The 12577-nt window shown below is 68.5% G+C and carries 10 protein-coding genes; 9 read left to right on the top strand and 1 reads right to left on the bottom strand.

Annotated elements, in window-relative coordinates:
• The first annotated feature begins 1 nt into the window (after position 1).
• Genes ACSQ9A_RS21385 through ACSQ9A_RS21345 form a run of 9 tightly spaced genes read left to right on the top strand, consistent with a single transcriptional unit; the run spans position 2 to position 11548 of the window.
• A complete protein-coding gene (locus tag ACSQ9A_RS21385) occupies positions 2-2998 on the top strand; it encodes a formate dehydrogenase subunit alpha (protein ID WP_436305075.1) in 2997 nt (998 codons plus the stop codon).
• A gap of 12 nt (positions 2999-3010) precedes the next feature.
• Positions 3011-3631 carry a formate dehydrogenase FDH3 subunit beta gene (gene fdh3B / locus ACSQ9A_RS21380; RefSeq protein ID WP_436305074.1) on the top strand — a complete coding sequence of 207 codons (621 nt, stop codon included), beginning with the start codon at positions 3011-3013 and terminating at the stop codon, positions 3629-3631.
• Positions 3628-3882, top strand: a complete 255-nt coding sequence (locus ACSQ9A_RS21375; protein WP_436305073.1) for a hypothetical protein — start codon at positions 3628-3630, stop codon at positions 3880-3882. The genes fdh3B and ACSQ9A_RS21375 overlap by 4 nt, the downstream gene beginning before the upstream one ends.
• 16 nt (positions 3883-3898) lie before the next feature.
• Positions 3899-5119, top strand: coding sequence for a formate dehydrogenase subunit gamma (locus ACSQ9A_RS21370; RefSeq protein ID WP_436305072.1), 1221 nt, complete (start codon positions 3899-3901; stop codon positions 5117-5119).
• Positions 5116-5514 (top strand): hypothetical protein, encoded by a 399-nt coding sequence (locus ACSQ9A_RS21365; protein ID WP_093105988.1) that lies wholly within the window; start codon positions 5116-5118, stop codon positions 5512-5514. Before ACSQ9A_RS21370 ends, ACSQ9A_RS21365 begins: the two co-directional genes overlap by 4 nt.
• Before the next feature lie 8 nt (positions 5515-5522).
• The gene (locus ACSQ9A_RS21360) at positions 5523-6383 is read left to right on the top strand and encodes a formate dehydrogenase accessory sulfurtransferase FdhD (protein WP_436305071.1); all 861 of its coding nucleotides are present in this window, start codon (positions 5523-5525) and stop codon (positions 6381-6383) included.
• A gap of 46 nt (positions 6384-6429) precedes the next feature.
• A complete protein-coding gene (locus ACSQ9A_RS21355; protein ID WP_436305070.1) occupies positions 6430-8946 on the top strand; it encodes an ABC transporter permease in 2517 nt (838 codons plus the stop codon).
• A gap of 44 nt (positions 8947-8990) precedes the next feature.
• Complete coding sequence (locus ACSQ9A_RS21350) at positions 8991-10364, top strand: pyridoxal-phosphate dependent enzyme (RefSeq protein ID WP_436305069.1); 1374 nt, start codon at positions 8991-8993, stop codon at positions 10362-10364.
• Positions 10361-11548, top strand: coding sequence for a trans-sulfuration enzyme family protein (locus ACSQ9A_RS21345; RefSeq protein WP_093105999.1), 1188 nt, complete (start codon positions 10361-10363; stop codon positions 11546-11548). Before ACSQ9A_RS21350 ends, ACSQ9A_RS21345 begins: the two co-directional genes overlap by 4 nt.
• Positions 11549-11566: 18 nt before the next feature.
• Here the strand turns inward: ACSQ9A_RS21345 and ACSQ9A_RS21340 are convergent, their stop codons facing one another.
• Positions 11567-12562 carry an isopenicillin N synthase family dioxygenase gene (locus tag ACSQ9A_RS21340; RefSeq protein WP_436305068.1) on the bottom strand — a complete coding sequence of 332 codons (996 nt, stop codon included), beginning with the start codon at positions 12560-12562 and terminating at the stop codon, positions 11567-11569.
• Between the last annotated feature and the right edge of the window lie 15 nt (positions 12563-12577).

The raw sequence follows: 12577 nt of genomic DNA, 5'->3' as shown, positions 1-12577 counted from the left end.
CATGTTGTTGACCCGGAAAGCGACCGGCGCTGCGCTCGACAGTGCCTCTTCCCGTTCCTCTTCCTCCTCCTCCTCCTCGCCCTTCGTCCACAGCCTGCGGCGCGGCCTCGCCAATGCGTTGCCGACCATGGACCGGCGCGCCTTCCTGCGGCGCTCCGGGCTGGGTGTCGGCGTCGGTCTGGCCGCGGGCCAGCTCACGCTGATGCGCAAGGCCGAAGCCGCCGGGGACGGCAAGCCGGCTGCGGTCGGCGCCGGCAAGATCGAGATCAAGCGCACGGTCTGCACGCACTGCTCGGTCGGCTGCGCCTCGGACGCGGTGGTCGAGAACGGCGTCTGGGTGCGGCAGGAGCCGGTGTTCGATTCGCCGCTCAACCTGGGTGCGCACTGCGCCAAGGGCGCGGCGCTGCGCGAGCACGGCCACGGCGAGTACCGGCTGCGCTATCCGATGAAGCTGGTGAACGGCAAGTACGAACGCATCAGCTGGGACACGGCGCTCGACGAGATCACCGCCAGGCTCAAGGAGCTGACCAAGGCCAGCGGCCCCGATTCGATCTACTGGATCGGCTCCAGCAAGCACAACAACGAGCAGGCCTATCTGCTGCGCAAGTTCGTGAGCTTCTTCGGCAGCAACAACTGCGACCACCAGGCGCGCATCTGCCACTCGACCACGGTCGCCGGCGTGGCGAACACATGGGGCTACGGCGCCATGACGAACTCGTACAACGACATGCGCAATTCGAAGGTTGCGCTCTACATCGGCTCGAACGCGGCCGAGGCCCATCCGGTGAGCATGCTGCACATGCTGCATGCCAAGGAAAACGGCTGCAAGATGATCGTGGTCGACCCGCGCTTCACCCGCACCGCGGCCAAGGCCGACGAGTACGTGCGCATCCGTTCGGGTTCGGATATTCCCTTCCTCTTCGGCATCCTGTACCACATCTTCAAGAACGGCTGGGAAGACAAGAAGTACATCAACGACCGCGTCTTCGGCATGGACGAGGTGCGCGCCGACGTGATGGCCAAGTGGACGCCCGACAAGGTCGAGGAAGCCTGCGGCGTCAAGGAAGCCCAGGTGCTGAAGGTCGCAACCTGGCTCAACGAGAACCGCCCCGGCACCATCGTCTGGTGCATGGGCCAGACCCAGCACACCATCGGCAACGCGATCGTGCGCGCCTCCTGCATCCTGCAGCTGGCGCTGGGCAACGTGGGCAAGTCGGGCGGCGGCACCAACATCTTCCGCGGCCACGACAACGTGCAGGGCGCTACCGACGTCGGCCCCAACCCCGATTCGCTGCCCGGTTACTACGGCCTGGCCGAAGGCTCGTGGAAGCATTTCGCCGCCACCTGGGGCGTGGACTTCGAGTGGATCAAGGGCCGCTTCGCTTCGCCCGCGATGATGGCCAAGCCGGGCCTCACGGTCTCGCGCTGGATCGACGGCGTGCTCGAGAAGAACGAGCTGATCGACCAGGATTCGAATCTGCGCGGCGTCTTCTACTGGGGCCATGCGCCCAATTCGCAGACCCGCGGCCTCGAGATGAAGCGGGCCATGGACAAGCTGGACCTGCTGGTGGTGGTGGACCCGTACCCCTCGGCCACCGCGGCGATGGCGGCGATGCCGGGCCGCTCGGAAGACCTGAATCCGAATCGCGCGGTGTATCTGCTGCCGGCCTGCACGCAGTTCGAAACCAGCGGCTCCGTCACCGCCTCGAACCGCTCGCTGCAATGGCGCGAAAAAGTGATCGAGCCGCTGTGGGAAAGCCGCAGCGACCACATGATCATGCAGCAGTTCGCCGACCGGCTCGGCTTCGGCAAGGAGCTCAGCAAGAACTACAAGATGCAGAAGGTCAAGGGCATGGACGAGCCCGTGCCGGACGACATCCTGCGCGAGATCAACAAGTGCGTCTGGACCATCGGCTACACCGGGCAGAGCCCCGAGCGGCTGCAGGCCCACATGCGCAACATGGGCGCCTTCGACGTGCGCACGCTCAGGGCCAAGTCGGGCAAGGACAAGGTCAACGGCTACGACCTCTCGGGCGACTACTTCGGGCTGCCGTGGCCCTGCTATGGCACCCCCGAGCTCAAGCATCCGGGCAGCGCGAACCTCTACGACACCACGCGGCACGTGATGGACGGCGGCGGCAACTTCCGCGCGAACTTCGGCGTCGAGCGCAACGGCAAGAACCTGCTGGCCGAGGACGGCTCGCATTCGCTGGGCGCCGAGATCACCACCGGTTATCCGGAATTCGACCACCTGCTGCTCAAGAAGCTCGGCTGGTGGGACGAGCTCACCGCGGCCGAGAAGGCCAAGGCCGAGGGCAAGAACTGGAAGACCGACAGCTCGGGCGGCATCATCCGCGTGACCATGAAGAACCATGGCTGCCACCCCTTCGGCAACGCCAAGGCGCGCGCGCTGGTGTGGAACTTCCCCGATGCCATCCCGCAGCACCGCGAGCCGCTCTACGGCACGCGGCCGGACCTGATGGCCAAGTACCCGACGCACGACGACAAGATGGCCTTCTGGCGCCTGCCCACGCTCTACAAGAGCGTGCAGCAGAAGAACATCGCCGACAAGGTGGCCGAGAAGTTCCCCTTCATCATGACCTCGGGCCGGCTGGTCGAGTACGAGGGCGGCGGCGAGGAAACCCGCTCCAACCCCTGGCTCGCCGAGCTGCAGCAGGAGATGTTCATCGAGATCAACCCCAAGGTAGCGGCCGAGAAGAACATCCGCAACGGCGAGCGCGCCTGGGTGCACACGCCCACCGGCGCCAAGCTCAACGTGCAGGCGCTGGTCACCGAGCGCGTGGGTCCCGACACCGTGTTCATGCCCTTCCACTTCTCCGGCCACTGGCAGGGGGCGGACATGCTCGCCTATTACCCCAAGGGCGCGGCGCCGGTGGTGCGCGGCGAGGCGATCAACACCTCGACCACCTACGGCTACGACAGCGTGACCATGATGCAAGAGACCAAGACCACGGTCTGCAACATCGAGAAAGCATAAAGAGGAATCGATATGGCAAGAATGAAGTTCGTCTGCGATTCCGAGCGCTGCATCGAGTGCAACGGTTGCGTCACGGCCTGCAAGAACGAGAACGAGGTGCCGTGGGGCGTGAACCGCCGCCGCGTGGTGACGCTCAACGACGGCGTGCCGGGCGAGAAGTCGATCTCGGTGGCCTGCATGCACTGCTCCGACGCGCCCTGCATGGCGGTGTGCCCGGTGCAATGCTTCTACCGCACCGAAGAAGGCGTGGTGCTGCACGACAAGGATGTCTGCATCGGCTGCGGCTACTGCTCCTACGCCTGCCCCTTCGGCGCGCCGCAGTTCCCCTCGCAAGGCACCTTCGGTGCGCGCGGCAAGATGGACAAGTGCACTTTCTGCGCCGGCGGCCCCGAGGCCAACGGCTCGCAGGCCGAGTTCGAGAAGTACGGGCGCAACCGCCTGGCCGAAGGGAAGCTTCCGGCCTGCGCCGAGATGTGCTCGACCAAGGCGCTGCTCGCCGGCGACGGCGACGTGGTGGCCGACATCTTCCGCACCCGCGTGCTGCATCGCGGCAAGGGCGCCGAAGTCTGGGGCTGGGGCACGGCCTACGGCTCGAAGCAGGCCGGCACGCCGACCAACGGAGGCACGAAATGAGGCGCGCACTGGCATTGACGATGGCGCTCGGCTCGGCCGCGGTGCTGCTGGCGGCCTGTGGCGAGAAGCCGCAGACCAACGCCGAGGGCGTCAAGCTCGATGCCGCGCCCTGGACCGGCACCGGCACGCAGCAGAACGCGGGCACGGCATTCACCGCGTCGGGTTGGCAGGTCGGCGACAAGAACGCCTGGCAGCAGCAGCTCAAGACGCGCGCGCAGAACGGCCAGAACGACTACGTCCGAGACAACTGAGCGGAAGGAAGGCTGCATGAACAAGGCTCTTCTGAACGCCCTGGTGCTCATCGCCGCGCTGGCCGCCGGCCCGGCCCTGGCCCAGGCGCCGAACCCGGCTGCCGGCGGCGCGGTCGCCGAGCCGCCTGCCGCCGCTGCGGCGCCGCAGCAGCAGCAGGCCGGCGGCATCAAAAGCCAGAACATCTTCGAGGTCAAGCCCGAGGCGAGCGCCGATCCCAACTACCTGCAGCAAAGCAATGCCGAGCGCGCGAAGGTGCAGCCCGGCAACAACGCGCCGATGTGGCGCCAGGTGGGCGAAGGCGTGACGGGCTACAGCAGCCTGCCGAAGTCTCAGGCGCCCGAAGCCGGCAACCTGATCCAGCGCTTCGTGCAGTACCCGGGCTCGCGCTATACCAACGCCGGCGAGGCCTGGCGCCAGGTGCGCAACGACTGGATCATTCCCTACGGTGCGGCGCTGCTCTTCGTGATGCTGCTGGCGATCGCGATCTTCTATTTCACGCGCGGCGCGATCGGCCTGCACGGCACCGAAACCGGCCGCAAGATCGAGCGCTTCACGCCCTTCGAGCGCGCCACGCACTGGTCGAACGCGATCGCCTTCGTCACGCTGGCCGTCTCGGGCCTGGTGATGGCCTTCGGCAAGTTCTTGCTGCTGCCCATCATCGGCGCCGCGTTGTTCGGCTGGCTGACCTATGCGCTGAAGACCGTGCACAACTTCGTCGGCCCGCTGTTCGTCGTCACGCTCATCCTGATGTTCATCACCTTCGTGCGCGACAACTTCCCGCGCAAGGCGGACCTCCAGTGGCTGGCTCATTTCGGCGGCCTGTTCGGCGGCAAGGAGGTGCCTTCGCACCGCTTCAACGCTGGCGAGAAGGTGGTGTTCTGGGGCGGCATCCTCGTGCTCGGCAGCATCGTGGCCGGCTCGGGCCTGTTCCTCGACAAGCTGCTGCCGGGCTTCGTCTACACGCGCGGCGAGATGCAGATCGCGCACATGGTCCACGCGGTGGCCACGCTGCTCATGATGGCGATGATCATGGGCCACATCTACATCGGCACGCTGGGCATGAAGGGCGCCTTCAGCGCCATGCGCCACGGCTATGTCGACGAGACCTGGGCCCGCGAACATCACGAGCTCTGGTACGACGACATCGCTGCCGGCAAGATTCCGGTCCAGCGCAGCGCCGAGGTCTCGGGCGCCGCGCCCGCGAAGACCGTCCGGGTCGAAGGAAGCCCCTCATGAAGAAGATGCTGATCGTCTGCGGCCTGGCCCTGGGCCTGGCCTCCACCGCTTTCGCCAAGCTGCCCGCGCCGCCTTCCACGCCCGAGGCCAAGCTCAAGGCCGCGGAGACCGCGGCCAAGACCGCATGGACAGGCAAGGTCGATGCCTACCAGCTCTGCCAGGCGCAGGACAAGGTGGCGGCCAAATACCGCGCCAGCGCGGCAGCGGCTGGCAAGCAGTTGCCGCCGGCGCCGGCGACGCCCGCCTGCACCGACCCCGGCCCCTTCGCCTTCGTGCCGCCGGCCGAGCAGAAGCCGATCGAGGCCGCGGGTGCCCATTCGCCGGCCGCCACGGCAGCTGCGCCGCCGAGCACCGCCCAGCCAGCGGCGGCGACGAATCCCACGCCGAAACAGTGACGACTGCCTTGCCGCTTCCGCGCCTGACTTCGGCCCGCGCCGAACTCACGCGCGAAGTGGAGATCGTCGACGAGCACGGCGAACGCGGCGTCGTCTCGATCCCGGCCGAACGCGACCTGACGGTCTACGTCGACCGCCGCGAACTGGTCACGCTGATGACGCTCGGCGCCCAGCCCGAGCTGCTGGTGCTGGGCTACCTGCTGAACCAGCGGCTCATCGAGTCCGCGGCCGACGTCGAATCGATCACGGTCGACTGGGAGGTGGGTGCGGCGGCCGTGAAGACCCATGCCGGCATCGACCGCATCGAGGAGCGCACCGCCAAGAAGGTGGTGACCACGGGCTGCGGCCAGGGCAGCGTGTTCGGCGAGCTGATGGCCGGCATCGACAAGCTCGAGCTGCCCGGCACGCGCATGCGGCAGGCGCAGCTCTATGCGCTCGTCAACGTCATCCGGCTCCAGGAGAGCACCTACAAGTCGGCCGGCTCGGTGCATGGCTGCGCGCTGTTCACGCTCGGCCAGGGTGATGAAGCGCACATGCAGTGCTTCGTCGAGGACGTGGGGCGCCACAACGCGATCGACACCATCGCCGGCTGGATCGCGATGCAGCCCGCAGAAAGGCTTACGGGCGGCCGCGTGTTCTACACCACCGGGCGCCTCACGAGCGAGATGGTGATCAAGTCGGCCCAGATGGGCGTGGCCATCGTGGTCTCGCGCAGCGGCATCACGCAGATGGGTCATGAGGTCGCGATGCGCGTGGGCTTGTGCGCGATCGGGCGCGCGACCAACAAGCGCTTCGTCTGTTATGCCGGTGCCGAGCGGCTGGTGTTGCAGCCTGAGCTCGCGGGCGCCCGCGTCACGAGCGCCGCCTAAGCCCTTCGGTTTGGCCGGGCCTTGCGGCTCGGCTATCGTCTCGCCCATGAATGCTTCTCTTCGCCTAGGCTGGCGCACCCTCTGGCGCGACTTGCGCGCCGGCGAACTGCGGCTCCTCATCGTGGCCGTGCTGCTTGCCGTGGCGGCGCTCACCGCGGTCGGTTTCTTCGCCGATCGGCTCAAGGGCGGACTGCAGCGCGATGCGCGCCAGCTGCTCGGCGGCGATGCGGTGCTGGCGAGCGACAACCCGACGCCGAAGGCTTTCGTCGAGCGTGCACGTGCGCTCGGGCTGCAGGACGCGAGCACCTACGGTTTTCCGACCATGGCACGCGCCGGCGAGGAGCAGGGCGGCGCCAGCAAGCTGGTCGCGCTCAAGGCGGTGGAGGACGGCTATCCGCTGCGCGGCAGCCTGCAGGTGAGCACCGAGCCCGGCGTGCCGGGCCGGCCGACGCGGGACGTGCCGGCGCCGGGCGACGCCTGGGTCGATGCGTCGCTGCTCGAATCGCTGGCGCTCAAGGTGGGCGACACGCTGCTTTTGGGCGATGCCGGCCTGCGCATCGCGCGCGTGATCACGCTCGAGCCCGACCGCGGCGCTGGCTTCATGAGCTTCGCGCCGCGCGTGATGCTCAACCAGGCCGACGTGCCGCGCACCGGCCTCGTGCAACCGGCCAGCCGCGTCAGCTACCGCTTTGCCGTGGCCGGCGAGGCGCGCGCCGTCAAGACCTTCAGCGACTGGGCCGACGCGGCGATCAAGAAGGGCGAGCTGCGTGGCCTGCGCCTCGACTCCTTCGAAAGCGGCCGCCCCGAGATGCGCCAGACGCTGGACCGGGCCGAGAAATTCCTCAACCTGGTGGCGCTGCTGGCGGCGCTGCTGTCGGCCGTGGCGGTGGCGCTGGCCGCGCGCGGCTTCGCGGCCAGCCACCTGGACGATTGCGCCATGCTGCGCGTGCTGGGCCAGAGCCAGCGCACCATCGCGCAGGCCTATGCCTTCGAGTTCGCCGCCATCGGCCTCTTTGCCAGCGCGCTCGGCGTGGCCATCGGCTACAGCGTGCACTATGTCTTCGTGCTGCTGCTCGCGGGCCTGGTCGAGACCGCATTGCCCGCGGCCACCCTCTGGCCCGTGGCCTTCGGCCTCGGCATGGGACTCACGCTGCTGTTCGCCTTCGGGCTGCCGCCGGTGCTGCAGCTCGCGCAGGTGCCGCCGCTGCGCGTGATCCGGCGCGACGTCGGCAACCTGAAGCCGGCCTCGATCGCGGTGCTGGCGCTCGGCGTGGCCGGCTTTGCCGCCTTGCTGGTGGCGGCCAGCAGCGACCTGAAGCTGGGGCTGATCGCGGTCGGCGGCTTCGCGGCGGCGGTGGCGGTGTTCGCGCTCCTGAGCTGGATCGCGGTGCTGCTCTTGCGCCGCAGCGTCAACGAAACGACGGCGCCGCGCTGGCTGGTGCTGGCGACGCGCCAGATCTCGGCGCGGCCGGCCTATGCGGTGGTGCAGGTCAGCGCGCTGGCGGTGGGCCTGCTGGCGCTGGTGCTGCTGGTGCTGCTGCGCACCGATCTCGTGGCCAGCTGGCGCAAGGCGACGCCGCCCGACGCGCCGAACCGCTTCGTGATCAACGTCATGCCCGACCAGAGCGAGGGCTTCCAGAAGACCCTGCGCGACAACGGCGTGAGGAAGTTCGACTGGTATCCCATGATCCGCGGGCGCCTCGTCGCCATCAACGGCAAGTCGGTCTCGCCCGACGACTACGCGGACGACCGCGCGAAGCGGCTGGTCGACCGCGAGTTCAACCTGAGCACCAGCGCCGAGGCGCCGGCGCACAACGTCGTCACGGCCGGCGCATGGAAGCCCGGCGCCGCCGGCGAGCTGAGCGTCGAGGAAGGGCTGGCCGAGACCCTGGGGATGAAGCTCGGCGACAGCCTGCGCTTCGACATCGGTGGAATGCAGAACGATGCGCGCATCACCTCCCTGCGCAAGGTCGACTGGGGTTCGCTGCATGCCAACTTCTTCGTCATGTACACCGTGGATGCGCTGCCCGAGGTGCCCCTCACCTACATGGGCGCGTTCCGCGCGCCGGACGTGAAGGGCTTCGACAACGCGCTGGTGCGCAGCTACCCCAACGTGACCAACGTCGACATGAGCGCCACCATCGGCCAGGTGCAGCGCGTGCTCGACCAGGTGATCCGCGCGGTGGAGTTCCTGTTCGGCTTCACGCTCGCGGCCGGCCTCGTGGTGCTGTTCGCGGCGGTCACCGCCACGCGCGAGGAGCGCGCGCGCGAATTCGCCGTGATGCGCGCGGTCGGCGCGCGCGGCAGCCTGCTGCGCCAGGTGCAGCGCGCCGAACTCGTGGGCGTGGGCCTGCTGGCCGGCTTCCTCGCGAGCATCGTCGCCTCGCTGATCGGCTGGGGCCTGGCGCGCTATGTGTTCGACTTCACCTGGACCGCTTCGCCGCTGGTGCCCATCGCCGGCTCGCTGGCCGGCGCCGTGCTCGCGCTCGCGGCTGGCTGGTGGGGCCTGCGCGAAGTGCTGCGCCGGCCGGTGGTCGACACGCTGCGGCGGGCAGCGGAGTAGGCGCAGGGCGACTACGATCATGTCGACTGCACAAGGTGGACGACATGACGACTGAAACCCGACCCGCGGTGCTGGACCTGATCGGCAACACGCCGCTGGTGCAGGTCACGCGGCTGGACACCGGCCCCTGCACGCTGTTCCTCAAGCTCGAGTCGCAGAATCCCGGCGGCTCGATCAAGGACCGCGTCGGCCTCTCGATGATCGATGCGGCCGAGCGCGACGGCCGCCTCCAACCCGGCGGCACCGTGGTCGAGGCGACGGCCGGCAACACCGGCCTGGGCCTGGCGCTGGTGGCGCGCGCCAAGGGCTATCGCGTGGTGCTGGTGGTGCCCGACAAGATGTCGACCGAGAAGGTGCTGCACCTCAAGGCGCTCGGCGCCGAGGTGCACACCACGCGCTCGGACGTGGGCAAGGGCCATCCCGACTACTACCAGGATTACGCCGCGCGGCTCGCGAAGGAGATCCCCGGCGCCTTTTTCGCCGACCAGTTCAACAACCCCGACAACCCGCTCGCGCACCAGTCCAGCACCGGCCCCGAGATCTGGCAGCAATGCGGGCACGACGTGGATGCGATCGTGGTCGGCGTCGGCTCGGGTGGCACCATCACCGGGCTCACGCGCTACTTCCGCGAACTGCAGCCGCAGCTCTTCTTCGTGCTGGCCGATCCGGCGGGCTCGGTGGTCGCGGAGTACACGCGAAGCGGCACGGTGGGCGAAGCCGGATCGTGGGCGGTCGAGGGCATCGGCGAGGACTTCATCCCGGGCATCGCCGATCTGTCGGGCGTGAAGCATGCGTATTCGATCTCCGACCTGGAAAGCTTCGGCACCGCGCGCGAGCTGCTGCGTGCCGAGGGCATCCTCGCCGGCTCCTCCACCGGCACGCTGCTGGCTGCAGCGCTGCGCTTCTGCCGCGCGCAGACGCGGCCGCTGCGCGTCGTCACCTTCGTCTGCGACACCGGCACGCGCTATCTCTCGAAGGTCTACAACGACCAGTGGATGCTCGACCAGGGCCTGCTCGTGCGCGAGCACCATGGCGATCTGCGCGACGTGGTCTCGCGCCGCTTCGAGGACGGCAGCGTGATCAGCGTCGGCCCCGAGGACACGCTGCTCACCGCCTTCCAGCGCATGCGGCTGGCCGACGTGTCGCAGCTGCCGGTGCTCGAAGGCGCGCAACTGGTCGGCGTGATCGACGAATCCGATCTGCTGCTGGCCGTGCATGCGGACGCCGGCCGCTTCCGTTCGAGCGTGAAGAGCGCGATGACCGACGTGCCCGAGACTCTGCCGTCCGGCGCCAGCCTGGCCGAGCTCGAGGCCGTGCTCGACCGCGGCCTGGTGGCGATGATCGCGGACGAGTCCGGATTCCACGGCCTCATCACCCGCGTCGACCTGTTGAATCACCTGCGGAGAAGCTTGAAATGACCCAGGACCCACCCAACACCCCGAAGAAGGGTTTCGCCACCCGCGTGATCCATGCCGGCCAGTCGCCCGACCCCTCGACCGGCGCGATCATGCAACCCATCTATGCGACCTCGACCTATGTGCAGCAGAGCCCCGGCGTGCACAAGGGGCTGGACTACGGCCGCTCGCACAACCCCACGCGCTGGGCGCTGGAGCGCTGCATCGCCGACCTCGAAGGCGGCTCGGCGGCCTTCGCCTTCGCCTCCGGCCTGGCCGCGATCTCGACCACGCTCGAATTGCTGGACGCCAATTCGCACATCGTCTCGGGCGACGACGTCTACGGCGGCACCTTTCGCCTGTTCGAGCGCGTACGGGCGCGCAGCGCGGGGCATCGCTTCAGCTTCGTCGACCTCACCGATCCCGCCAGGCTCGTCGCCGCGCTGCGGCCGGACACGCGCATGGTCTGGGTCGAAACGCCGACCAACCCGCTCTTGCGCCTGGCCGACCTGCGCGCCATCGCCGAGATCTGCCGCGAACGCGGGATCTTGAGCGTGGCCGACAACACCTTCGCGAGCCCGTGGGTGCAGCGTCCGCTGGAGGCGGGCTTCGACGTCGTGGTGCACTCGACCACCAAGTACCTCAACGGCCATTCGGATGTGATCGGCGGCGTTGCCATCGTCGGCCGGGAAGCGCGGCACGAGGCGCTGCGCGAGCGCCTGGGCTTCCTGCAGAACTCGGTGGGTGCGATCGCCGGGCCCTTCGACAGCTTCCTCACGCTGCGCGGCGTGAAGACGCTGGCGCTGCGCATGGAGCGCCATTGCAGCAGCGCGCTGGTGCTGGCGCAGTGGCTCGAACGGCAGGCGCAGGTCGCGCGGGTGCACTACCCGGGCCTGCCTTCGCATCCGCAGCACGAGCTGGCGCGGCGCCAGATGGAGGGCTTCGGCGGCATGATCTCGATCGACCTGCGCTGCGACCTGGCCGGCACGCGGCGCTTTCTCGAGGCGGTGCAGATCTTCTCGCTGGCCGAAAGCCTGGGCGGCGTCGAGAGCCTGATCGAGCACCCGGCCATCATGACCCACGCCACCATTCCAGCCGAGACGCGCGCGCGGCTGGGTATCGGCGATGGGCTGGTGCGGCTGTCGGTGGGCGTGGAAGACCTGGACGATCTGCGCACCGATCTGCAGCAGGCGCTGGCGAAGATCTGAGTCCGGACTGCCGCGCGCCTACAGCACCGCGCTGCGCAGTTGCGGGAACACCTTCGACACCTTGTCGAGCAGGTAGTCGCCATAGATGCCGTTGAAGGCATGCACGTTGGCGCGGTCCCAGCGCGTGGCGCTGTCGTCGACCACGGCGGGCTTCGGCAGGCCTTCGATCGGCCGCACGCGCGCATGGAAGTTGGGGTCGAAGAAGAGAGGGAACGAAAGCCGGTCGCGTCCCGAGGTGTTGCGGATCACGCGATGCGGCGTCGAGCGGTAGAGGCCGCCGGTCATGCGGTCGAGCATGTCGCCGATGTTGATGACGAAGGCATCGGGCACCGGCGCGGCATCGATCCAGCCCTGGCCCGTGCGCACCTGCAGTCCGCCGATGTCGTCCTGCCGCAAGATGGTGAGCAGGCCGTAGTCGGTGTGCTCGCCCACGCCCCATTGCACGTCGAGGTTCGCTGGCACCGGCTGCGTCGGGTAGTTGAAGATGCGGAACAGGATCAGCGGGTCGGCCGTGTAGCGCTCGGCGAAGTAGGAGGCGGGCAGACCCAGGCTCAACGCGATGCCTTCCATCAGCGTGTGGCCGAGCCTTGTGGCTGCCGCCATGTAGTCGAGGATGGTCTGCTTGAAGCCCGGCAGGTCGGGGAACACGTTGCGCCCGTGCACCGGCGTGCGCGCCAGCACCAGCGGATCGTCGTCGGGCAGCTCGGTGCCGAGGTAGAGCCCTTCCTTCCAGTCGGGCCGGCCCGAGGTGAGTTCTCCCGCGACTGGAAAGTAGCCGCGCCAGGCACGGCCGCCGAGTTCCATGCGCCATTGCATCTTGGTTGCTTCGCCCCGCGCGAAGAAGGCGCGGCTCAGGTCTTCGAGCCGCTGCGTCAGCGCGGGGTCGATGCCGTGGCCGGTGATGTAGAAGAAGCCGTGCGCGCGGCAGGCCTCACCGATCTGCGCGGCGACCGCGGCGCGCTCGCGCGTCGATGCGGTGAGCGGCGCGATGTCGATCAGGGGCAGCGAAGTCATGGCGATGTCCAGGGT

Origin of the sequence: Variovorax sp. LjRoot290, from assembly GCF_964253985.1 — a bacterium.
GTDB lineage: Bacteria > Pseudomonadota > Gammaproteobacteria > Burkholderiales > Burkholderiaceae_C > Variovorax.
This window is presented reverse-complemented; position numbering and strand designations above follow the sequence as displayed.